The organism is Rhizobium sp. AC27/96 (genome assembly GCF_001692325.1).
Taxonomy (GTDB): Bacteria; Pseudomonadota; Alphaproteobacteria; order Rhizobiales; family Rhizobiaceae; genus Rhizobium.
On record NZ_LXKN01000001.1, the window covers coordinates 791,775 to 815,621 of the forward strand.

Sequence of the window (23,847 nt, forward strand, 5' to 3'; positions counted from 1 at the left end):
ATCCGGTCAAAAAATGCTCGACAAAACATATGATTCCGCCACCGTCGAACCGAAGATCGCCCAAAAATGGGATGAGGCCGACGCTTTTCGCGCCGGTGCGAACGCCAAGCCGGGCGCCGAAACCTTTACGATCGTCATCCCGCCGCCGAACGTGACCGGTTCGCTGCACATGGGCCATGCGCTGAACAACACGCTGCAGGACATCATGGTGCGGTTCGAGCGCATGCGCGGCAAGGACGTTCTCTGGCAGCCGGGCATGGACCATGCCGGCATTGCCACGCAGATGGTTGTCGAACGCCGCCTCGCTGAACGCCAGCAGCCGGATCGACGCAAGATGGGCCGCGAAGCCTTCATCGAGAAGATCTGGGAATGGAAGGCTGAATCGGGTGGCCTGATCTTCAACCAGCTGAAGCGCCTCGGCGCGTCCTGCGATTGGTCGCGCGAGCGCTTCACGATGGACGAGGGGCTGTCCAAGGCCGTTCTTGAAGTCTTCGTTACGCTCTACAAGGAGGGCCTGATCTACAAGGACAAGCGCCTCGTCAATTGGGACCCGAAGCTGTTGACGGCCATCTCCGATATGGAAGTCGAGCAGCATGAGCTGAAGGGTAATCTCTGGCATCTGCGTTATCCGCTGGAGCCGGGCGTTACCTATGAATATCCGATCGCCTTCGATGAGGAAGGCAAGCCGACTGAGTTCGAGACGCGTGATTATATTGTCGTTGCGACAACACGTCCGGAAACGATGCTCGGTGATACCGGTATCGCGGTCAATCCGGAAGACGAGCGTTATCGTGGCATCGTCGGCAAGCATGTTATCCTGCCGATCGTCGGTCGCCGCATCCCGATCGTCGCCGATTCCTATGCCGATCCGACCGCCGGTACCGGCGCGGTGAAGATCACCCCCGCGCATGACTTCAACGACTTCGAAGTCGGAAAGCGGGCAGGGCTGCGTTCGATCAATGTCATGAACATTGATGCCTCCATCACCATCAAGGAAAACGAGGATTTCCTCGAAGGCCTCGATAATCCCGCAGCGCTGCATGGCGCCTGGGACGAGCTGGAAGGCAAGGATCGCTTCGAGGCACGCAAGATCATCGTCCGCATCTTCGAAGAGGCGGGTCTGCTCGACAAGATCGAGCCGCATACACATGCTGTGCCGCATGGCGATCGTGGCGGTGTGCCGATCGAGCCGCGCCTGACCGAACAGTGGTTCGTCGACAATAAGACACTGGGGCAGCCTGCGCTGGAATCCGTCCGCGAAGGAAGAACCAAATTCGTCCCCAGGAACTGGGAAAACACCTATTTCAACTGGCTTGAGAATATCGAGCCGTGGTGCATCTCCCGCCAGCTTTGGTGGGGCCACCAGATTCCGGCATGGTACGGACCGGATGGCCAGGTTTTCGTCGAGAAGACCGAGGAAGAGGCACTTCAGGCGGCGATCCAGCATTATCTCTCGCATGAAGGCCCGATGAAGGCCTATGTCGAGGACCTGCTGGAGAACTTCAAGCCGGGCGAAATTCTGACGCGCGACGAAGACGTGCTCGACACCTGGTTCTCCTCCGCTCTCTGGCCGTTCTCGACTCTCGGCTGGCCGGATGAGACGCCGGAGCTGGCCCGCTATTATCCGACGAACGTCCTCGTGACCGGCTTCGATATCATCCCGTTCTGGGTCGTTCGCATGATGCAGATGGGTCTGCATTTCATGAAGGACGAGAACGGCAATCCAGTCGAGCCGTTCAGCACGGTCTATATTCACGCCCTGGTGCGCGACAAGAACGGGCAGAAGATGTCGAAGTCCAAGGGCAACGTCATCGATCCGCTTGAACTGATCGATCAGTACGGTGCCGATTCGCTGCGTTTCACGCTGGCAATCATGGCGGCGCAGGGCCGCGACGTGAAGCTCGATCCGGCCCGCATCGCCGGCTACCGTAATTTCGGTACCAAGCTCTGGAACGCCACGCGCTTCGCCGAGATGAACGGTGCCAAGAGCGATCCGCATTTCGTGCCGGAGGCCGCCGAACTCACCGTCAACCGCTGGATCCTCACGGAACTTGCCCGGGCGGAACGTGACGTCACCGAAGCGCTGGAAAGCTTCCGCTTCAACGATGCGGCAAGCGCGCTCTATCGCTTTACCTGGAATCAGTTTTGCGACTGGTATCTCGAGTTATTGAAGCCGATCTTCATCGGCGAAGACGAGGGCGCAAAGGCGGAAGCCCAGTCCTGCGCGGCCTATGTTCTCGAAGAGACCTACAAGCTGCTGCATCCGTTCATGCCGTTCATGACCGAGGAGCTTTGGGCACATACGGCAGGCGAGGGCCAGGAGCGTGAAGGCTTGATCTGCCATGCTGACTGGCCGGCACCGTCCTATGCGGACGATGTTGCCGCTGACGAGATCAATTGGCTGATCGACCTCGTTACCGGCCTTCGCTCGGTTCGCTCGGAGATGAACGTCCCGCCGGCCGCTACCGCGCCGCTGGTCGTTGTCGGGGCGAACAGCTTGACGCGCGAACGCCTGTTCCGCCATGACGCCGCCATCAAGCGGCTGGCACGCGTCGAAGCGATTTCGCTTGCCGATACCGCGCCGAAGGGTGCCGCGCAGATCGTTGTCGGCGAGGCGACGGTGTGCCTGCCGCTCGGCAGCCTTATCGATCTGTCCGTTGAAAAGGCCCGCCTTGAAAAGGCGATTGCCAAGAACGACCAGGAGATGGCACGCATCGTCGGCAAGCTCTCGAACGAAAAGTTCGTCGCCAACGCCAATCCGGATGTTGTTGCCGCTGAGCGCGAACGTCTGAGCGAACTTGAGGGACAGCAGGCCAGCCTTAAGGTGGCCCTGGCCCGCGTCAGCGAAGTGGGCTGAAGCGGAAAGTAAAATCGTTTCAAGTAGTTGAAAGGCACGCGACATGGGTCGCGTGCCTTTTTATTTGCCCGGTCGATTCGGGATCGATTGATCGGATGGGAGGATTTCGCGCGCCGCCAGTTTCGCGCAGGCGAAGCGGAATACACTCAAAATTAGTAGTTATTTTCGAAAAGCGCGACTGTTGTCAGATTGTAACAGAATTGTTGCTATGAAGAATGAAAATCTACGCGGGGATGAAAATGTTATTTAAAAAGCAAAAACTATCTAAACTTGTAGATTTTCGGAGGCCGAGCTCACATCCTTACGTAAATCAATCACTATCTCCCTCGGTTGCAACTGTGCCGGGACACATTGCTAATTCAATCGATCGTGACAACAATCGAGGAAATGAATGCACCAGTGGGGGAGACACAATGGCATTTTCCGTTGCGCTGAGGGGCGCACTTGCAGTCGTCATCGGTTCATCTTTCGCGAGCGCCGCCTTTGCTGGTGGTCTTGATCGCGGCGGTTACGATATCGACCTGCTCTTCGACAAGGGACGTTATGTTTTCGAGTCCGGCGTTACCTATGTCATGCCCGACCGCAAGCTGAAGAATGCGAAGGACACCGATCCGACCGACGGCAATCTCAATGGCCGTAGCCATTCGACGGATGCATCGGAAAATTACGCGATCCCTTATGGCGCCTTCAAGATTGGCATCACCGACAATATCGACTGCATGGCTGACTATTCGCAGCCGTTCGGTGGGCATCTGAACGAAGGCCAGAACTGGGCCGGCGCCAATAACGAAATCGAGGTCAAGGTACGCACCAACAATTATGGCGCCACCTGCTCGTACAAGTTCGATGCAGGCCCGGGCGAATTCCGCGTCATTGGTGGCGGCTTCTATCAGGAAGTCAGCGGTTTCAAGTCGCGTCTCGTCTCTGCCATTCCGGCTCCGCTTTCCTCCATCTATGATGGCGTCGGTTCGCTGGATGTGGACGGTCACGGCTGGGGCTGGCGCGCCGGTCTCGCCTACGAAATTCCGGAATATGCCTTCCGCACGAGCCTCGTCTATAACAGCCGGGTCAAGTACGACAACCTCAAGGGCACTGTCGATCTGACGGAGCTTCCGCCGATCCGGCCGTTCTTTGGCAAGGTGACGTCGGTGTTCGGTTCGGCTGATGCGCCCGATTCGCTGGAATGGAAAGTACAGAGCGGCATCGCGCCGGATTGGCTTGCCTTCGGCTCGGTGAAGTGGACGAACTGGAGCATCCTCCAGAGCATCGCGCTTTGCCCGACCTCGACACGTGGCATCTCCTGCAAGACCGGCAGCGCGACGGAGCTGACCTCGCTGGATCTGCTCTATCGTGACGGCTGGACCATCACCGGTGGCATTGGACATAAGTTCAATGACAAGTGGAGCGGTGCTGTCAGCCTCACCTGGGACCGTGGCACGAGCGACGGCTATGGCATGAATTCCGACACCTGGACGCTTGGCGCAGGTGTAGCCTACAAGGCAACGGAACATGTTCAGTTCAACTTCGGCGGCGCGCTTGGCCTGATGACATCAGGCAAATCCGGACCGATCACCCGTGGCGGCGTAGTCTATGGTGACGATGCCAGCTACAGCTTCGGCAACGATTTGGTCGCTGCTCTTCAAACGTCGGTGAAGGTAAGCTTCTGACCATAACCCATTGAGATGAAGGGCTTATCGACTGTCCCTTCATGTATCTTCCGACGCCGCGGCGCTTCCGAGCTTCGCGGCGTTTCTTTGCGAGGCGGCTGGCTGCGTCGGCGCAAAAGCGCTTGATTTGCCGTATTCATGGTTAAGGAAATCTCAAGGTCGGTAAAATTTTTGTGACGAATTAGCAACACTCTATTTCAACGTATTGCAGGCCCGTGATCAGATTACAATTTGTCCATTTCCCGCCACAAATGGGGAGCAGCGATTACACGGGCACAGGGGCAAGCCTTGTAGAAAGTGCGTAAGCGGTCGATGGGTGAACTTCCACTTTGGCATAAACGAAAAATCCGGATCGGAGCGGCAGCGCTTCCGATGCAGCGAAAAAGTCTTTGTGTCTCAGGGGAAGTCGCCAGCCCGGCGATGTTCGATTTCAATTATCGAAAAGCAAATATGGGCGCCGCCTTGGTAAAGCCATGTGCTGATAACCGCACAAATGCTGGTTTGGACATAATTGCAAGCTATGCTCGCAATTGTGGCAAACAGCCTTCGTTGAATGCCGCAGGGACCTTCGTTTCGGAGGGTCATTCAGTCTTGTGTGCCATCAGGGAAAACATTCGCAAATCTGATGGCGTGTATGCGAACGCCGCGGCAAATGCGGATGGAGCGAAAGAAATCGACTGCTATGTTTAGGTCCGAGTTCATATCAGCGAGAGTCATGATGCTCAGCCTGTGTCTGGCCACTGCGGTGGGACTGGCAGGCCAGGCCCGCGCATTCGATATCAATGCCGGCGTCAGCAAGGAATCAGGTCCGTTCGACCTCTTCAAATTCGGCTTCAGGGCCTACAAGAACGGACAGAAGGAAGAAGCGGTCGAAGCCTACCGCTATGCCGCCGAAAAGGGTCATACCGGCTCGCGCTGGGCGCTCGCCAACATGTATGCGGATGGTGACGGCGTCGCCCAGAATGATTTCGAAGCCTTCAAGATCTATAGCGAGATCGCGCAGCAGGGTGTCGAGCCGGGTTCCGAGGACACCGGCTTTTTCATCAATGCGCTGCTTGCTCTTGCCAGCTACTACAAGACCGGCATTGCCAACAGTCCGGTGAAAGTCGATCTCAATCAGGCCCGCCAGCTCTATTTCCAGGTTGCCTCGACCTTTGGCGTGCCGGAAGCACAGTTCCAGCTCGCGCAGATGATGCTGTCAGGCGAGGGTGGCGCGGCCAATGTGCAGCAGGCCAAGAAGTGGCTCAATCAGGCCCGCAAGAGCGGCCACCCGGGCGCCATGGCCGTTTTCGGCAATCTCCTGTTCCAGGAAGGCCAGTCCATTCGTGGCCTGGCATTCATGACGGCGGCGCTCGACAAGTGCAAGCCGCAGGATTGCGGCTGGATGGAAGACATTCAGGAACAGGCTTTCTCGCTGGCCAACGAGAATGACCGCCGTGTCGCGGTATCAATGGCGCACCAGCTCGACGTCGCAGGCTCTGATTGATCGGCACTCCCCGCCAGATTGATGGCAGGGCAGCCGGGCCTGTTCGGGATTAAAGCTTAATTGCTGAAATCAAGATGCGCGATGACCGGGACGTGGTCCGAAGGCTTTTCCCAGGCGCGTACATGCTTTTCGATCGCAGTCGACGTCAGGCGATCGGCAGCTTCCGGCGACAGCATCAGGTGATCGATGCGGATGCCGTTATTCTTCGGCCAGGCGCCCGCCTGATAATCCCAGAATGAATAGAGCTTGACCGCATCCGTGGTGGCGCGAACCGCATCGGTAAAGCCGAGATGTTCGAGTTGGCGGAAAGCCCGTCGCGTTTGCGGCAGGAACAGCGCATCATTTTCCCATACCTTCGGGTCGAAGCAATCATGCGGCTCGGGAATGACGTTGTAGTCGCCGGCAAGGACGATCGGCTCTTCCAGCGCCAGACGATCTCCGGCGAATTTTCGCAGACGTTCCATCCAGGCAAGTTTGTAAGGATATTTTTCCGTATCGACCGGATTGCCGTTCGGCAGATAGAGGCAGCAGACCCGCAATGCGCCGCATCCTTCGATGGAAAACACCGCCTCCATGAAGCGGGATTGTTCATCGCTATCGTCACCGGGCAGGCCGCGTGTCACTTCGTCCGGCTTGGTGTTGGAGAGAATCGCAACGCCGTTGAAACCTTTTTGCCCGTGTGTCTCGACATGATAGCCGAGCGCTTCGATCTCCAGGCGCGGAAAGCCTTCGTCGACGGTCTTGATCTCCTGAAGGCAAACGATGTCCGGGCTCGAATCCTTCAGCCATTGGCAGAGGTTCTCGATACGCGCTTTGACGCCGTTGATATTCCAGGTGGCGATTTTCATGGACGGCTCATTCCTTTGCTTCGCCCTTTTGTATCCGCGGTCGATCGACTTGACTACAGCAGATATGAAAACCGGCCCGGAGCAGAGGCTCCCGGCCGGTAATCAAACTGTGGAAAAGAGGAGGGATCAGATCGCGAAACTGGTGCCGCAGCCGCAGCTTGCGACTGCGTTCGGATTCTTGATCTGAAAGGATTGTCCAAGCAGATTGTCGACGAAATCGATCTCGGAGCCGGCCATATAGATCAGCGACATCTGATCGATCAGCACCTTGGCATCGCCTTTTTCGACAACGATATCATCGTCCTCTGGGCCTTCGGCAAGATCGAATTTATAGGAAAATCCGGAACAGCCACCGCCTTCGACGGCAACGCGAAGTGCTTGTTTGCCGGATTCTGCACCGACGATCGCAGCGATTCGCTTGGCCGCGGCATCCGATAGGGTTACGCCTGTCTCAGTCATGTCTTCCTCCTGCCGGGGTCAAGATCCGGAGAGAACCAATAGGCCGTCGAACTTTCAAACGGCTGATATCCATAGCCTTTATCATGAAAGTCAGGCTGGTGACAGCTATGGTTTCACGGTTGAGCCGCGCACCATTTTGCTGTTTTGTTGTCTATAGGTATGAAGGCTGCAAAGCGGCGTCAATGGGCCGGCTCCTCCATATTGGAAGGAAAGCCATTGGTGGGGTGAAATGAAACGACCGTCGTGCGCCTGGATGCACGGGGGCGAAATGCCGAAATGGATTGATGATGACGATCGATACGCATGCATTGGGTTTCGGGTATGGTGAGAAGGCGGCTTATGCGACGGACCCATGGGCATCGCGGGGGCGGCTTTACGATGAGGGTTCTAGCCCGACGCGCTCCGAATTCCAGCGTGACCGCGATAGAATCGTCCATACGACCGCTTTCCGAAGGCTCAAGCACAAGACGCAGGTCTTCATCGCCCAGGATGGTGATCACTATCGCACCCGCCTGACGCATACGATCGAAGTCGCGCAGATTGCGCGTGCCCTGGCGCGCGCGCTGAAGCTGGATGAAGACTTGGCGGAAGGCGTGGCGCTGGTTCACGATTTTGGCCACACACCTTTCGGGCACACCGGCGAGGACGCATTGCACGAGATGCTGCAGCCCTATGGCGGCTTCGATCACAATGCGCAGTCGCTCCGCATCGTGACGAAGCTTGAGCGGCGCTATGCCGATTTCGATGGGCTTAATCTCACCTGGGAGACGCTCGAGGGTCTGGTCAAGCACAACGGTCCGCTGACGACGCCGGATGGCAAGGGCACCCGCGGGCCGGTGCCGCAGCCGATCCTGGACTATTGCGAAATCCACGACCTCGAAATTGCCTCCTATGCCAGCCTGGAGGCCCAGGTTGCGGCAATCGCCGATGACATCGCCTACAATACGCATGACATCGACGATGGTCTTCGCTCAGGTTACCTGACCTTCGACATGCTGGAGGAGGTGCCGTTTCTCTCAGGCCTCATGGCAGAGGTGAGGGCGCGCTATCCGCATCTGGAGCCGAGCCGCTTCACCCATGAAATCATGCGCCGCCAGATCACCCGGATGGTTGAGGACGTGATTGCGGTATCGCAGCGGGCGCTTGCCGAGATCAGACCGGGCAGCGTTGCCGATATTCGCGGCGCCGGCCGCGTCGTCGCGACTTTCTCGCCCGAAATGGCCGAAACCGACAAGCAGATCAAGCAGATGCTGTTCAAGCGCATCTATCGGCATCCCGATATCATGCGCATCCGCACCGGGGCAGCGCAGATCGTCACCGACCTGTTCCGCGCCTATATGGACAATCCCAAGGAGATGCAGAGCCACTATTGGGTCGATCATATCGCCGGCCTTGCCGTCGCCGCCAAGGCGCGTCATGTCGGCGACTATCTGGCCGGCATGACGGACACCTATGCCATCAGCGCCCATAAGCGCCTGTTTGACCAGACTCCCGATTTGCGCTAGGCAGCGGCGGCGTCGGGCCGATAGCGGCTCGCCCAAGCTATACGTGGACGATATCATGAACCTTTTCACCGACTTCGAAGTAAGAATTAAGAACGCTCTCGAGCAAATTGATATTGTGCGAGAAAAGCGATCTGAGCTTGACTTCAGTCGGGTCGGTGTCGAGCCGCCGCGAGACGCCAGTCATGGCGATGTCGCCACCAATGCGGCCATGGTGTTGTCGAAGGCGCTGGGCACAAATCCGCGCGCGCTGGCCGAGATTATCGTTGCCAAGCTGAAGGAAGATGCCGATGTCGCCGAGGTTTCGGTCGCGGGGCCGGGCTTCATCAATATCCGCCTTTCCGTCGGTTACTGGCAGCGCCTGCTGTCGACGATGATCTCTGAAGCAGGTCAATTCGGCCGTTCGACGCTCGGCTTGGGTCAGAAGGTCAATGTCGAATACGTTTCCGCCAACCCGACGGGGCCGATGCATGTCGGCCATTGCCGTGGCGCGGTCGTGGGCGATGCGCTTGCCAACCTGCTGGGCTTTGCCGGCTATGAGGTCACCAAGGAATATTACATCAACGATGCCGGCTCGCAGATCGACGTGCTGGCGCGGTCCGTCTTCATTCGGTATCGCGAGGCGCTTGGCGAACAGGTCGGCGAAATCCCGGCTGGTCTCTATCCGGGCGACTATCTGGTTCCGGTCGGCGAGGCGCTTGCCAAGGAATTCGGCACCAAGCTGCGCGGCATGCCGGAGGATCAATGGCTCCCCATCGTCAAGGATCGGGCTATCGATGCGATGATGGTGATGATCCGCGAGGATCTTGAAGCCCTGAACGTCCATCATGACGTTTTCTTTTCCGAGCGCACGCTGCATGCCAATGGCGCAGCCCTGATCCGTACAGCGATCAACGACCTGACCTTCAAGGGCTATGTCTACAAGGGCGCGCTGCCGCCGCCGAAGGGACAATTGCCTGAAGATTGGGAAGATCGCGAACAGACGCTCTTCCGCTCCACGGAAGTGGGCGATGATATCGATCGCCCGCTGATCAAGTCAGACGGCTCCTATACGTATTTTGCAGCCGACGTCGCCTACTTCAAGAACAAGTACGACCGTGGCTTCAACGAGATGATCTATATTCTCGGCGCCGATCATGGCGGCTACGTCAAGCGGCTCGAAGCCGTCGCGCGCGGCGTTTCGGAGGGCAAGGCGAAGCTGACGGTGCTTCTGTGCCAGCTCGTCAAACTGTTCCGCAACGGCGAACCGGTGAAGATGTCGAAGCGGTCGGGCGATTTCGTCACGCTGCGGGAAGTCGTCGACGAGGTCGGTCGCGATTCCGTGCGTTTCATGATGCTCTACCGGAAGAGCTCCGAGCCGCTGGACTTCGACTTTGCCAAGGTCACGGAACAGTCCAAGGACAATCCGGTCTTCTACGTGCAGTATGCACACGCTCGCTGCATGTCGATCTTTCGGCAGGCCAAGGAAGCCTTCCCGGATCTCGATATTGCCTCGCTCGATCTGGCCAAGGCCGTTGTCGGCGCGATCTCCGATCCGGCCGAGCTGCAGCTGGTTGCCAAGATTGCGGAATTTCCGCGAATCGTTGAAGCTGCGGCACAGTCGCAGGAGCCCCATCGCATCGCGTTTTACCTTTACGATCTAGCAAGTTCCTTCCATGGACACTGGAATAAAGGTAAAGATTTACCTGAATTACGATTTGTTAACGATAAGAACCGAGAATTGAGCATTGCCAGACTTGGGCTGGTGTACGCTGTCGCGTCGGTTTTGAAGTCGGGTCTTGGTATAACCGGGACCGCAGCACCGGATGAAATGCGATAAACGTCACCATTTACCCACATTGCGCTGGCATTTAACTGTAGCGTTTGCGAGTGGAACGGGTGATGGCAGAAAAACAGTTGGCGTATCGCGCAAGCGGAAACGACGAGCTCTTTGCGGATGATGATCCGCTCGCTGAACTCGCCCGAATCGTAGGTTTTGAGCCGCGTCCTGCTGCTCAGGCCGCTCCCGCAGCTCAACGGCAAGAACCCGCCTTCAATCTTGAGGATGAGCTTCTTCGCGAGTTCGAGCGGTACGATGCGCCTCGCATGAGCCCGGCAAATGACACTGCCGCTCCGACCGAGCAGGTGTCTCCCGTCGAGCAGGTTCAGGCTTCACTCCCCGCCGCAGAGCCGGTGCGGGTCGAGCCCGAGTTTGAAGAGCCGCAGCAGCCTGCGGCTCCGGTCAAGCCGAGCCTGGGTGCTCGCGATCTGATCGAAGAGCTTGAGATGTCGATAGCGCCGGCTATGCAGGCGGTGATCGCATCGCCTCCGCCAGCCGTGCCGGTAGCGCCCCCGGTCGCCAAGATACCGCAATCCGCCGCCGCCACCGTGCGGTTGCCGCTTGCCAATTTCACGCTGGCATCTGCGTCCGCCCAGCGCGAGCAGTCTCCGCCGGCCGTCGCCCGTCCTATTGCTCCTCCGGTGGCGACAGCTGCTCCCGTGGAAGCAATGTTCGATGAGATGGCTATCGATTTCGCGCCAGCCAAAGCAGCAGAGCCGGTCTACCAGCCGCAGCCTGTCGTCGCGCCGCAACCTATTCCTGCGGTCGATAGGGCGCCTGAGCCGCTGAAGGCTCCGAATGTCGATGCGGCCGCGCTTTCTGCCGAGATAGATGCTCTGCTCGCGGATGTGGATCGCTATCCCGTGCCGCCGAGAGCGAATGCGCCGGCAGCGAATGTCGAGCCTGTTTTCGGGGATTTCCATCCCTCGTTCGATGAGCAGCCGGTTGCGCCTGCCGCCGCCGCTCCGCTGCATGAAGAGCCTGCGCCGATCACGTTCGGTGCCGAAGACCCCTTTGCGGGTCAGGACTTCGAGTTCGATCTTGCCGATATCGAGATGGAGCTTGCAGAGCTCGATTTCGCCGAAGCAAACAAGGCTCCTGCCGCTCCAGCTCCCGAGCCGGTGATTTCTCGTGCAACACCGGTCATCCCGGCTCCTGCCGCTCCTGTCGCCGCCGCTGTGGCGCCACAGCAGCTCCAGGCAGCGCCGGCCGTTGCCATCGCGCACAGCGCTGCCCCTGCATTTGATGCTGATCAGGCGTTGCCCTTCGACCCGACGGAAATCTCCGACACCGAGGAACGCGTCGAAACCTTCGAAGACTCGCACGTTCCGCACCTGCCGGCGATCGAGCACGAAGAGCCGATCGTCGTTCCGCCGGAATATGATTTCGACATCGATTCCGAAATGGCGAATTTTCTCGGTACGCCGAAGGAAGCAGCACAGGAGCCGTTCAAGCCTTCGGCCGCCGCTGCGTTCGGTGGTGCCGCCGCCGCTGCATCCTGGTCGAAGAATGCCGCCGCCCAGCCGGCAGCAACGGCTGCCAAGCAGCCGATCGAAGAATTCGACGAGTTCGAGCGTGCGCTTGAGGAAGATTTCCGCCGCAGCTATCGCGAGGCATCTGCCCCGGTTGAGAACGTTGCCCGGATGACGCTGAACCCGGCGGCTGGCAGCCGTCGCCCGGTCCGCTCGGTGCGCGGCATGGCAACCGCTGCTGCCGTCATCGTCGTGCTCGGCGTAGGCGCCTACGGTGCCTATAGCTGGGTTCGCCATGGTGCGCCGATCTCCAGCTTCTCAGGCGAGCCGCGTGTTATCACGGCCGATGCCGATCCGGTGAAGGTAGCCCCGGAAAATCCGGGTGGCACCGTTGTGCCGAATCAGGACAAGGCCGTTTATGACCGCGTGGCTGGCGACAGCACCGCTGCACCAAAGCAGAAAGAATTGGTCTCCTCCAACGAGCAGCCAGTCGATGTCGTGCAGAAGACGCTGATCCCCGAATCCATATCTCCGGATGATGGCAGCGCTGATCAGGTGACGCCGACCCCGGCCGGAGATACCCAGGATCCGCGCTTGCTGCCAAACCAGAATGGCGGCAATACCAACGTAGCGTCCAATGACGACGGTCAGGTGCCTGCCGTGTCGCCCCGCAAGGTGCGAACGATGATCGTCAAGCCTGACGGTTCGCTGGTTCCGCGTGACGAGCCGGCGCCTGCTGCCGTCGACAAGACGACGACCGCTGCAGCCAAGCCTGCAACGAACAATCAGGTCGCATTGGCCAATCCTACCCCGGCCAACGCAAATACGCAGCCGGCAGCGACGCAGCCTGCGAACGACGATGCGGCAAGTGCCGAAAGCACGCCGATCCGCGTCGTCAAGACGACTCCGCTGCCGACCGCGCGTCCGGAGCCTGCTAAGGCGGCGAACACCGCAGTTGCACCGCGTGAGACGCCCGCCAAGGCTCAGCCGCAGCAGGTCGCCTCGGCTAGCCCGGCGACGAGCCAGGCCGCTCCGGCAGCTTCCGCTGGCAGCAGCGGCGCTTACGGTGTCCAGATCGCCTCGCTCCCGACTGAAGCCGACGCGCAGAAGTCGCAAGCTAACCTGAAGGTGAAGTTCGCCAGCGTCATCGGCAATCACCCGCTGGAAATCCGCAAGGCCGATATCGCCGGCAAGGGCACCTACTATCGTGTCCGCGTCGTCGCCGGCTCGAAGGATGAAGCTGCAGCCATTTGCGAACGGTACCGCACCGCTGGTGGCACCTGCCTGATTTCCAGGTAAGCATCAGGCGCTGAACTCTCAGAAAACGGCGGGTATAAACCCGCCGTTTTCATTTGAGGTACCTTGTTCCTGTGTATCTCGGCTTGACCTCACTCGCGTTTCGCGGCGTCAGTCTCTATGATTCGGATATGACCGAATCGAAATCCATGATCCTTGGCTGCAGCGGCCATGCCATCACGCCCGAAGAGCGTTCCTTCTATCAGGGGGAGCAGCCATGGGGCTTCATTCTGTTTGGACGCAATATTTCCGAGCCGGCGCAGATCGCCGATCTGGTTGCGTCCCTGCGTGAGAGTGTCGGACGCGACGCGCCGGTGTTTATCGACCAGGAAGGGGGCAGGGTGCAGCGCATTCGCCCGCCGATCCTGCAGCATTATCCCTCGGGACAGGCGCTGGGTGATCTCTATCGGCAGGATCGCGGGCATGGTCTGCGCGCTGCCTGGCTGATGTCGCGGCTTCATGCCTTCGATTTGCTGAAGTTCGGCATCAATGTTGATTGCCTGCCAGTGCTGGATGTTCCGGTGGAGGGATCGAGCAATGTCATCGGCAATCGCGCCTATGGCGGCGATCCGGTGACGGTAACGGAAATGGGGCGTGCTGCGGCGGAGGGCCTGAAGGCCGGTGGCGTCCTGCCCGTGATGAAGCATATGCCCGGTCATGGCCGCGGCTTTGCGGATTCGCATCATGAATTGCCCGTGGTCTCCGTTCCGCGTGCGGAACTGGAGGCGCATGACTTTGTGCCTTTCGTGGCACTGAAGGATGAGCTGATGGCGATGACGTGCCACGTCGTCTTCACCGATATCGATCCGACCAACCCTGCAACGACCTCTCGCAAGGTGATCGAAGAGATCATTCGCAGCCATATTGGCTTCCAGGGCCTGCTCTTGTCGGATGATACATCGATGAACGCGCTGAAGGGCACGATCGGCGAGCGTGCGGCAAATATTATTGCCGGCGGCTGCGATATCGTGCTGCATTGCAATGGCGTCATGAACGAGATGCTAGAGGTCGTGCGCAACGTTCCGCCTTTGGCCGGTGCGGCGCTTGCAAGGGTCAAGGCAGTGGAAGCAGCATTCGGCCATGCCGACAACGCGGACGAGGCGGTGATTCGCGCCGAATTTGACGCAATGTTTGCGGTGGCGTAACCGAACTCCGAGGATCTGACGAGTGAACAAGGTGAGCGGCACGGAAAAGCTTCAGCAGGCGGCAACGCCGATGGACAAGATCTGGCAGGAAGGCGAGGGAGAGCGCGGCTCGCACGAGCCGGCTCTGGTCGTCGACATCGCCGGCTTCGAAGGGCCGCTGGATCTGCTGTTGCATCTGGCTCGTACGCAGAAAGTCGATCTCTCGCGCATTTCCGTCGTGGCGCTCGTCGAGCAATATCTGCAGTTCATCGAGACTGCCCGGCGCATCCGCATCGAGCTTGCGGCCGATTATCTCGTCATGGCCGCGTGGCTCGCCTATCTCAAATCCAAGTTGCTCATTCCGCAGCAGAGCAAGGAGGACGGCCCGACGGGTGAGGAGATGGCGGCAACGCTTGCCTTCCGCCTGAAGCGCCTCGAAGCCATGCGCGATGCTGCATCCAATCTTGTCAACCGCAATCGCCTCGGCCGCGATATCTTTGCTCGCGGCGCGCCCGAACATATTCCCGATCGGCGTCAATCCGCCTTCGATGCCAGCCTTTACGACCTCCTGACGGCCTATGCCGGCCTGCGCCAGCGGCAGGCCGTCACGCAGGTGACGATCGAAAAGCGTAGTGTCTGGTCGCTTGCCGATGCGCGGGTGATCCTGGACCGGATGATCGGAGAAATCACCGATTGGACGGCCTTGGAGCATTATCTGCTGCGCTATATGGCCAGCCCCGGCGACCGTGTAACGGCCATCGCCAGCGCCTTTGCAGCCTCGCTTGAGCTGGTGCGCGAAGGGCAGCTGGAGATACGCCAGGAAGGCGCCTTTCAGCCGCTCTATATGCGGCGCGGGCCGAAGCATGGTTCGCTCGAAGCGGCGGAATAGGTAGGATACAGGCGTGACCGAGCCGCAGGACGATCAGCAGAACATGGAATACGAGGCGACCACGCCCGAAATCGACGATCGTCGCGCCAGCGAGGCCGAACGCATTGCCGAAGCGCTGGTTTTCGCCTCGGCCCAACCCGTCTCCGAGGCATTCATTGCCGAGCGTGTTGGCGGTGGCATTGATGTTGCTGCCGTGATGCAGAAACTCAAGACAGATTATGCGATGCGCGGCGTCAACCTCGTGCAGGTGGATGGTGCCTGGGCGTTCCGGACGGCGGCCGATCTCTCATTTGTGATCCGCCGCGATGAAAGCGAGGTGCGCAAGCTCTCCCGCGCCGCCCTGGAAGTGCTTGCTATCATCGCCTATCACCAGCCGGTGACGCGCGCTGAGATCGAAGATATCAGAGGCGTACAGACGTCGAAGGGTACGCTCGACGTCTTGATGGAATCGGGCTGGGTTCGGTTCCGTGGCCGCCGACGCACCCCTGGTCGGCCGGTTACGCTCGGCACCACGCGCGATTTTCTCGATCATTTCGGCCTAGAGGAGCTGCGCGATCTGCCCGGTCTCGAAGAGTTGAAGGGCGCGGGGCTCCTGTCTGGCCGCATCCCCGCCAATTTCAATATCCCGTCCCCATTGATGAGCGACGAACTCACAGAGGATGAAGATCCGATCACGCATCTGGATCTGGAGGAGCTCGGTCTTCTGCCGCCAAGCGGAGCGACTTCGGGCGATTGACGCTGATATCGGCGCTTCCGGCAGTTGATCGCGCCGGGTTTGGCTTCAGCGAATTTCTTTCAGGAACCGGTAGCCGGTCTCTCTTTCGCCATCAGCAGATGCGAATATGGAAATCATCCCCTTGAGTTGGAGACGTTTGGTCGCCGCTATCGGCGTTCCACATCCTGATATACGTGGATGTACCGAATTTTGTTGTTTGAAAAACATCAATAAACGTCTTACATCGGGATGACATTGAAATCGGGAGTTATCGCAATGGGTTCTCTAAGCATATGGCACTGGCTCATCGTCCTGGCCATCGCGCTGTTGTTGTTCGGTCGTGGAAAAATCCCGGAACTGATGGGTGACGTCGCCAAGGGTATCAAGAGCTTCAAAAAGGGCATGAACGACGACGAGGATACTTCGGCCCAGCCGCAGCCGACCTCGGCGACGACGACGTCCCGCACGGTCGAGCACAAGGCTGACGAAACGAAGTAAACATGTCGGGCAGGCGGAGGCCGAAAGGCTTGCCGTTGGCCCAGGAGCCTTTGCATGTTCGATATAGGCTGGTCCGAGCTGGTAATTATTGCCGTCGTGGCCTTGGTGGTCATTGGTCCAAAGGAGCTTCCGGCAACCTTGCGGACCATCGGCAAGATGACGGCGAGAGCCCGGAAGGTTGCCGGCGATTTCCGCGCGCAGTTCGACGAAGCCATGCGCGAGGCGGAGCTGGACGATGTGCGCCAGACGATCTCGGACGCCCAGAAGCTCAATCCGGTCAATTCATTGCGTGAAGCCATGAATCCGCTGCGCGAAATGGGCAATGAGATAAAGGCCGATCTGCAGCGTTCGGCGACGCCGGATAAACCGGCCGTTGCTGCCACACCCTTGCCGGACGAGCCGGTGCCGGGTGTATCGACAGGCTTGCCCGAAGCGCTTTCCGCAGCATCTGCATCAAGCAATCCGCCGCCGGTCGCCGCTTCCACGCCGCAACCGGTCGCCGTTGCGAGCGAGACTGCCGCCAAGCCGAGGAAGCCGCGCGCCAAGCCGGCTGCAAAGGTCGATGATGTCGCCGCCGCAGCAGTCCAGACACCCGTCGTTACCGAAAAACCAAAGCGCGCGCCACGCAAGGTCGCCGTCGCTGCCGTAGAGAAAACGCCTGCAGCTCCCAGCAAGCGCGCTACAGCAAGCAAGACAACGCCGAAAAAGAAGGACCAGGCATGACGGGTGAAATCAACGATAAGCCGCAGCCGCTTATCGAACACCTCATGGAACTGCGTTCGCGACTGATCTGGTCGCTGGTGGCGTTCTTCATCGCCTTTATCGGCTGCTTTGCCGTCGCGAAGCATCTGTTCAACTATCTGGTCTATCCCTACAAATGGGCTGTGGTCTGGGCCGGGCTCGATCTCAGCAAGGCCGAGCTGATCTATACCGCCCCGCAGGAGTTCTTCTTCACCCAGGTGAAGGTTGCCATGTTCGGCGCGCTGGTCATCGCTTTCCCGATCATCGCCGCCCAGATCTACAAGTTCGTGGCGCCTGGCCTCTACAAGAACGAGCGCGCGGCATTCCTGCCGTTTCTCATCGCCTCGCCGGTGCTGTTTCTCATGGGCGCGGCGCTCGTCTATTTCTTCTTCTGCCCCATGGTCATGTGGTTCTTCCTGAAGATGCAGCAGGCGCCGGCCGATGGCCAGGTGGGCATCGCGTTGCTGCCGAAGGTCTCGGAATATCTGAGTCTGATCATGACACTGGTCCTTTCCTTCGGCCTCGTCTTTCAGCTGCCCGTCATCACGACGCTGCTGGCCCGTGTGGGCCTGGTGAGCTCGGCCTGGCTTGCGCAGAAGCGCAAGTTCGCGATCGTCTTCGCCTTCATCGTCGCCGCCGTGCTGACGCCGCCGGATCCGATGTCTCAGATCGGCCTTGCAGTGCCGACGATCCTTCTCTACGAGATTTCCATCTACGCGGCGCGACTCGTGGAACGCCAGCGTGCCCGGCAGACGCTTGAAGAGAATGACGAGACGTCCGATGTCGCCAAGACGGATAATGTCTGAGCGACGGATCAGGATCGTTCTTCCATAGAGGTTGCCGGATCGATCTCCGACCGATATTTCGGTCGGAGCTATAGTCATGTGTAACGACCTGGAACGACGATGCTTGATATCAAATGGATTCGTGAGAATGCCGAGGCCTTCGATGCCGCGCTTGCCAAGCGCAGTGCGGAGCCTCTGTCGCAAGGCCTCATCGCGCTCGACGAGAAGCGCCGCTCCGTTGTTCAGTCCGTCCAGGACATGCAGTCCCGCCGCAACGCCGCCTCGAAGGAGATCGGTGCGGCCATGGCGCAGAAGAACACCGAGCTTGCCGAGAAGCTGAAGGCAGAGGTCGCCAACATCAAGACTTCGCTTCCGGCCGAGGAAGAGCAGGAGCGCGTGCTGACGGCCGAGCTCAACGACGCGCTGTCGCGCATTCCGAACATCCCGTTTGACGATGTGCCTGTCGGCAAGGACGAGCATGACAATGTCGTCAAGCATGCCTGGGGCGCCAAGCCGACCTGGAATCATCCGCCGAAAGAACATTTCGAAATCGGCGACGAGCTCGGCTACATGGATTTCGAGCGTGCCGCGAAACTTTCCGGCTCGCGCTTCACGGTGCTGACCTCGCAGCTGGCGCGTCTGGAGCGGGCGCTCGGCCAGTTCATGATCGACCTGCATACCAGCGAACACGGCTATACCGAAGTCAGCGCGCCGCTGATGGTGCGCGACGAAGCCATGTTCGGTACCGGCCAGTTGCCGAAATTCGCCGAGGATCTTTTCAAGACCACGGACGGACGCTGGCTGATCCCGACGGCCGAGGTGACGCTCACCAATCTCGTCTCGGGCGAAATTCTCGATCAGGAAAAGCTGCCGCTTCGCTTCACGGCGCTGACGCCGTCTTTCCGTTCGGAAGCGGGCTCGGCCGGCCGCGATACGCGCGGCATGCTGCGCCAGCATCAGTTCTGGAAGTGCGAGCTGGTGTCGATCACCGATGCCGAAAGCTCCATTGCCGAGCACGAGCGCATGACGGCCTGCGCCGAAGAGGTGCTGAAGCGCCTCGGTCTGCATTACCGTGTCATGACGCTGTCGACGGGCGACATGGGCTTTGGCGCCCGCAAGACCTACGACCTCGAAGTCTGGCTGCCGGGGCAGGATACCTATCGCGAAATCTCGTCCTGCTCGGTCTGTGGCGACTTCCAGGCCCGGCGCATGAACGCGCGCTATCGCGGCAAGGACGACAAGGGCACGAAGTTCGTTCACACGCTGAACGGCTCCGGCACGGCTGTCGGCCGCTGCCTGATCGCGGTCCTTGAGAATTATCTGAACGCCGATGGCTCCGTGACTGTCCCGGACGCACTGCTGCCATATATGGGTGGTGTGAAGAGGATCGAGAAAGCAGCATAAATAACAAGGCGGTGGGGCGATGCGCATACTTCTGACCAATGATGATGGCATTCACGCCGAAGGGCTGGCCGCATTGGAACGTATCGCCCGCACGCTGTCTGACGACGTCTGGGTCGTGGCACCCGAGACCGATCAGAGCGGCCTTGCTCATTCGCTCAGCCTTTCCGAGCCGCTGCGCATGCGCAAGGTTTCCGACAAGCATTTCGCGCTGCGCGGGACGCCTACCGATTGCGTCATCATGGCGATCCGCCAGGTTCTGGACAGGAAGCCGGATATCATTCTCTCGGGTATCAATTCCGGCTCGAACGTCGCCGACGATGTCACCTATTCCGGAACCATCGCCGGCGCGATCGAAGGCACGCTACAGGGTGTTCGTTCTTTCGCGCTGAGCCAGGCCTATGTCTACGAGAACGGCGCCCGCATCGTCCCTTGGGAAGTGGCCGAGGCCCATGCACCGGCGCTGCTCGGCAAATTGTTGAATGTGGATCTGCCCGACGGCACGTTCCTGAACCTGAATTTCCCGAATTGCCGCCCGGATGAGGTCGCCGGCACGGAAGTGACGGCACAAGGCAACCTTGCCTTCAACGTTCAGGTGGAAGAGCGCGCCGATGGTCGTGGCTTTCCATATTATTGGCTGAAATTCGGCGAACGCAGCGGTATCTTCCGGCCGGGAACCGATATCCAGGCGTTGAAACAAAATCGGATTTCGGTAACGCCTTTGAAACTCGATCTGACGGATTATTCGGCGCAGGACCGCGTGGCGCGGGCGCTTGGTATGGAGTAGCGCATTGACACCTCGTTTGGTGGAAAAGGAAGGCTTTGCAGCCGTGGTTCTGCGGCTGCGGGCGGAAGGCATATTGGATATCGATCTGATGACGGCGGTCGAGCAGACGCCGCGCCTGCCTTTCGTGCCCGCGCAGTTCGTCGACGATGCCTATTCCAGCCGAACCATTCCAATCGAATGCGGTGCCTTCATGGAAGGTATGGATCTGGTCGTTCGCATTCTCCACAGCCTCAAGATCAGGCCGGGTCACAGGGTCCTTGAGATAGGAACCGGCAGTGGTTTTACCGCCGCCGTCATGGGGCGGATCGTCGAGCGGGTGCTGACGGTCGACCGCTACAAGACGCTGACGACAGCGGCGCAGCAGCGCATGGATACGCTTGGGCTGCGCAATGTCATTATTCGCCAGGCGGACGGCAGCGCCGGGCTGCAGGGTGAGGGCACCTTCGATCGCATCCTGGTAACGGCTGCCTTTACGACCATGCCGCGCTTCTATGCCGAGCAGCTGGTGTCGGGTGGATCCATGATCGCGCCGCTCATCATGTCCGACGAGGTTTGCCGTCTGGTGCGCCTGACCAAGACAGGCAGCCGATTCGAGCGCGAGGAATTGTTCGACGTTCCTTACCAACCGATCGTACCGCTGCTCGCCTCCTATCTTTGAAACTGAAGCCGGCTTGGTGCCGATGAAACGGCCGCAAGAGGGGCTGTTTCGTTTCTATGGTTAGCAATTCCTCAAAAATACACATGCCGCGCCAGTGCTTTAACCGCATGGTAAGATTAACGCGCTTTAATCGACCCATAAACGGTTGCGTCTTAAGTGGGTCGAGTCATGGGTTTCAGTCTTTCTTCAAACTTCGGTAAATCGGCAGGGAAAGTCCTAGTGGCAGTTCTTCTGGCGAGCACTGCAACGGCTTGTAGTTCAGACACGACCCGCTTCAGCGGGCTCTTCTCAAAAAACACGGATAATGTGACGACCGGTTCCATCAACCGGCGCAGTCTGAACGGTCCGGATGGCGATCCGGTGCCGCGCGCCGATGTTGCTCAGGCTGGCGGCTATGGCCAGCAGGACTATTCGCGGCAGAACGCACCGGTATCGCAACCCTATCCGAATTCGCCGGCTCGCTATAATCCGTCATACTCCAGCGCTCGGGCATCGACCGCGCCTGTCGCAATCCAGCGTTCTGATCTTGCACCTCCCGGCGCATCGGCCGATGCGGGCCGTCCGCGCAATGCTTCCAGGGCGGAAAACGAAGCGATGGCCCAGCCATTCCCTTCTTCGCGCAACAACAATGGCTCCCGCAACGCTCCGGCACTTGCGCCTGACACGTTGTCGACGGGCACGATCAAGACTGCTGCCACGCCGCAAATGTCTCCGGGCTGGACTACGGTCAACGCACCGAGCGTGACCCTGCATCCGGGCGAAAACATCGCGCTGCTGTCGCGCCGCTATGGTGTGCCGGAGAAGGAAATCCTGCGGGCAAACGGCTTGCGCAATGGTGCTGCTGCACAGCCAGGCCAGCAGATCGTCATCCCCACAATGAATGGCGCAGGCGCTTCCAGCCCGGCCAAGATGGCTTCGGAAGCTACCGATCTTTCCAAGGACGGCAAGATGCCCGGCCCGGGCAAGGCTCCGCAGCAGGATGCGCTTGCGTTGCCGTCCAACGGCCAGATGCGCGGCAAGTCCCAGGCTGGTCTTGCCGACCCCAACAAGCTCGCCGCCGGCAACGGCAAGGGTCCGGCACCGAAGGGTACCTATGTCGTCAAGCCGGGTGATTCTCTTGCCAGAATCGCCAAGGAAAGCGGCGTAACGGTTGCCGATTTGAAGCGGGCCAATAATATGAAGGCTGGCGACAGCGTTCGCATCGGTCAGGCCTTGACCTTGCCGCATAGTGGCGTTGCCGCTGCCGATCCGGTCAAGACGGCCTCCATCGAGCCGCAGAAGATTTCCGCCAAGCCGACGGTAGAGCCCGTTGCAAAACAGGCGCCTAAGGTCGTCGCTCACGCAGATGCGCCGGCCGATGCCTCCAAGCCACAGGTGGTCGCCTCCGCTTCTCCGAGCCAGTCCATCAATGACGCGGCGAAATCCGATGCACAGGCGGATGCGCCTGAGGCAACCGGTATCGGCAAATATCGCTGGCCGGTTCGTGGTGCGGTCATTGCCGGCTACGGCGCCAACGTCAACGGCAGCCGCAATGACGGTATCGATATCTCCGTTCCCGAGGGCACGCCGGTCAAGGCTGCTGAAAACGGCGTCGTCATCTATGCAGGCAACGGCCTGAAGGAGCTTGGCAATACGGTTCTCGTCCGTCACGACGACGGCACCGTCACGGTCTACGGCCACGCCGATGCGCTCAGCGTCACTCGCGGCCAGAAGGTTCAGCGCGGCCAGACGCTCGCGACCTCTGGCATGAGCGGCAATGTCAGCCAACCGCAGCTACACTTCGAAGTCCGAAAGAATTCGGCTCCGATCAACCCGATGACGTTCCTTGAATAGGTAGTGCATCTCAAGGACTCTGCAAAAAGCCCGGTGATCACCGGGCTTTTTGTCGTTTGAGGCTTGGAGAGCTGAGATTAGTCCCGATCAAGCACGATGCGCAGCCGTCCGGCCAGATCCTGGATATATTGCCAGGCGACGCGGCCAGACCGGGCGCCGCGCGTGGTCGCCCATTCCAGCGCCTCGTGGTGCATCCGGGCACGATCGAGGTCGAGTTTGAAATGATCGGCATAGGCATCGATCATCACCAGATAGTCTTCCTGGCTGCATTTGTGGAAACCGAGCCAGAGCCCGAAGCGATCGGAAAGCGACACCTTCTCTTCCACGGCCTCGGATGGATTGATCGCCGTTGATTGCTCGTTCTCCATCATATGGCGCGGCAGCAGATGGCGGCGATTGGACGTGGCATAGAACAAGACGTTGTCCGGCCGTCCTTCGACGCCGCCGTCCAGCGCTGCCTTCAGCGATTTGTAAGCGGTATCGTCGTGATCGAAGGAAAGGTCGTCGCAGAAAATGATGATGCGGTGCGGCGTAGCCTTCAATATGTCGAGCAGCACCGGCAGCGAAGAAATGTCTTCGCGATGCACCTCGATCAATTTGAGCGAGATGCCGGTGGCGCGGCGTACATCCTCGTGCACCGCCTTGACGAGCGAGGATTTGCCCATGCCGCGCGCACCCCAGAGCAGGACGTTGTTTGCGGCAAAGCCGTCGGCAAAGCGCAGCGTGTTTTCGTGCAGAATATCGCGGACGTGATCGACGCCGCGAATGAGCGTCAGCGCCACGCGATTTGGCCGCGGCACTGGTTGCAGATGGAGCCGGGCAGGCGCCCAGACGAAGCAGTCGGCAGCGTTCCAATCGTTGACAGCCGGAGCAGGGCCGGCCAGACGTTCAACCGCGTCGGCGAGGCGTCGGACTTCGGCAAGGATCAGGGCGTTTTGGTCTTCAGTCACCGTTTTCCTCCTGAATAATGATCAAGAAAGTCGTAGAATGCGCGCGCTGTCTTGCCGGGT

20 protein-coding genes are annotated in these 23,847 nt (G+C 59.5%); 17 read left to right on the forward strand and 3 right to left on the reverse strand.

The window, feature by feature from the left end:
* Positions 1-13: 13 nt before the first annotated feature.
* The 4 genes from A6U86_RS03950 to exoR all read left to right on the forward strand — a co-directional run bounded on the left by A6U86_RS03950 (position 14) and on the right by exoR (position 6,010).
* Complete coding sequence (locus A6U86_RS03950; RefSeq protein WP_068386196.1) at positions 14-2,857, forward strand: valine--tRNA ligase; 2,844 nt, start codon at positions 14-16, stop codon at positions 2,855-2,857.
* Between the two features lie 413 nt (positions 2,858-3,270).
* Entirely contained in the window at positions 3,271-4,524 is a 1,254-nt protein-coding gene (locus A6U86_RS03955; RefSeq protein WP_068386198.1) for an OmpP1/FadL family transporter, read from the forward strand.
* 312 nt (positions 4,525-4,836) lie between these two features.
* Entirely contained in the window at positions 4,837-5,214 is a 378-nt protein-coding gene (locus A6U86_RS03960; RefSeq protein WP_141683622.1) for a hypothetical protein, read from the forward strand.
* Complete coding sequence (exoR, locus tag A6U86_RS03965) at positions 5,207-6,010, forward strand: exopolysaccharide production regulator ExoR (protein WP_068386208.1); 804 nt, start codon at positions 5,207-5,209, stop codon at positions 6,008-6,010. Before A6U86_RS03960 ends, exoR begins: the two co-directional genes overlap by 8 nt.
* 56 nt (positions 6,011-6,066) lie before the next feature.
* On the opposite strand, the gene xth is transcribed toward exoR, so the two are convergent.
* Both xth and erpA read right to left on the reverse strand, forming a co-directional pair.
* Entirely contained in the window at positions 6,067-6,858 is a 792-nt protein-coding gene (xth, locus tag A6U86_RS03970; RefSeq protein ID WP_068386210.1) for an exodeoxyribonuclease III, read from the reverse strand.
* Between the two features lie 126 nt (positions 6,859-6,984).
* A complete protein-coding gene (gene erpA / locus A6U86_RS03975; RefSeq protein ID WP_068386214.1) occupies positions 6,985-7,317 on the reverse strand; it encodes an iron-sulfur cluster insertion protein ErpA in 333 nt (110 codons plus the stop codon).
* 287 nt (positions 7,318-7,604) lie between these two features.
* On the opposite strand from erpA, the gene A6U86_RS03980 reads away from it, so the two are divergent.
* From A6U86_RS03980 to A6U86_RS04040, 13 genes are all read left to right on the forward strand, one after another.
* The gene (locus A6U86_RS03980; RefSeq protein ID WP_068387843.1) at positions 7,605-8,822 is read left to right on the forward strand and encodes a deoxyguanosinetriphosphate triphosphohydrolase; all 1,218 of its coding nucleotides are present in this window, start codon (positions 7,605-7,607) and stop codon (positions 8,820-8,822) included.
* A 55-nt stretch (positions 8,823-8,877) separates the two neighbouring features.
* Positions 8,878-10,638 carry an arginine--tRNA ligase gene (gene argS, locus A6U86_RS03985; protein WP_068386216.1) on the forward strand — a complete coding sequence of 587 codons (1,761 nt, stop codon included), beginning with the start codon at positions 8,878-8,880 and terminating at the stop codon, positions 10,636-10,638.
* A 62-nt stretch (positions 10,639-10,700) separates the two neighbouring features.
* Entirely contained in the window at positions 10,701-13,409 is a 2,709-nt protein-coding gene (locus A6U86_RS03990) for an SPOR domain-containing protein (protein WP_068386219.1), read from the forward strand.
* A 128-nt stretch (positions 13,410-13,537) separates the two neighbouring features.
* Positions 13,538-14,551: a beta-N-acetylhexosaminidase gene (nagZ, locus tag A6U86_RS03995; RefSeq protein ID WP_068387846.1), complete on the forward strand. Its 1,014-nt coding sequence runs from the start codon at positions 13,538-13,540 to the stop codon at positions 14,549-14,551.
* Positions 14,552-14,573: 22 nt separating this feature from the next.
* Positions 14,574-15,419, forward strand: coding sequence for a ScpA family protein (locus A6U86_RS04000; protein WP_068386222.1), 846 nt, complete (start codon positions 14,574-14,576; stop codon positions 15,417-15,419).
* Between the two features lie 43 nt (positions 15,420-15,462).
* Positions 15,463-16,155 carry an SMC-Scp complex subunit ScpB gene (gene scpB, locus A6U86_RS04005; RefSeq protein ID WP_141683645.1) on the forward strand — a complete coding sequence of 231 codons (693 nt, stop codon included), beginning with the start codon at positions 15,463-15,465 and terminating at the stop codon, positions 16,153-16,155.
* Positions 16,156-16,410: 255 nt separating this feature from the next.
* Positions 16,411-16,632, forward strand: a complete 222-nt coding sequence (locus A6U86_RS04010; protein ID WP_068386228.1) for a twin-arginine translocase TatA/TatE family subunit — start codon at positions 16,411-16,413, stop codon at positions 16,630-16,632.
* Positions 16,633-16,686: 54 nt separating this feature from the next.
* Complete coding sequence (gene tatB / locus A6U86_RS04015; protein ID WP_068386231.1) at positions 16,687-17,355, forward strand: Sec-independent protein translocase protein TatB; 669 nt, start codon at positions 16,687-16,689, stop codon at positions 17,353-17,355.
* On the forward strand, positions 17,352-18,179 hold the full coding sequence (tatC, locus tag A6U86_RS04020; protein WP_068386234.1) for a twin-arginine translocase subunit TatC: 828 nt from the start codon (positions 17,352-17,354) through the stop codon (positions 18,177-18,179). The genes tatB and tatC overlap by 4 nt, the downstream gene beginning before the upstream one ends.
* A gap of 99 nt (positions 18,180-18,278) precedes the next feature.
* A complete protein-coding gene (serS, locus tag A6U86_RS04025) occupies positions 18,279-19,562 on the forward strand; it encodes a serine--tRNA ligase (protein WP_068386237.1) in 1,284 nt (427 codons plus the stop codon).
* A gap of 19 nt (positions 19,563-19,581) precedes the next feature.
* Positions 19,582-20,346 carry a 5'/3'-nucleotidase SurE gene (gene surE / locus A6U86_RS04030; protein WP_068386243.1) on the forward strand — a complete coding sequence of 255 codons (765 nt, stop codon included), beginning with the start codon at positions 19,582-19,584 and terminating at the stop codon, positions 20,344-20,346.
* A gap of 4 nt (positions 20,347-20,350) precedes the next feature.
* Positions 20,351-21,004 carry a protein-L-isoaspartate(D-aspartate) O-methyltransferase gene (locus A6U86_RS04035; RefSeq protein ID WP_068386244.1) on the forward strand — a complete coding sequence of 218 codons (654 nt, stop codon included), beginning with the start codon at positions 20,351-20,353 and terminating at the stop codon, positions 21,002-21,004.
* A gap of 168 nt (positions 21,005-21,172) precedes the next feature.
* The gene (locus A6U86_RS04040; protein ID WP_068386245.1) at positions 21,173-22,837 is read left to right on the forward strand and encodes a LysM peptidoglycan-binding domain-containing M23 family metallopeptidase; all 1,665 of its coding nucleotides are present in this window, start codon (positions 21,173-21,175) and stop codon (positions 22,835-22,837) included.
* Between the two features lie 77 nt (positions 22,838-22,914).
* Here the strand turns inward: A6U86_RS04040 and A6U86_RS04045 are convergent, their stop codons facing one another.
* Positions 22,915-23,787 (reverse strand): ATP-binding protein, encoded by an 873-nt coding sequence (locus A6U86_RS04045; protein WP_068386248.1) that lies wholly within the window; start codon positions 23,785-23,787, stop codon positions 22,915-22,917.
* Positions 23,788-23,847 lie beyond the last annotated feature (60 nt).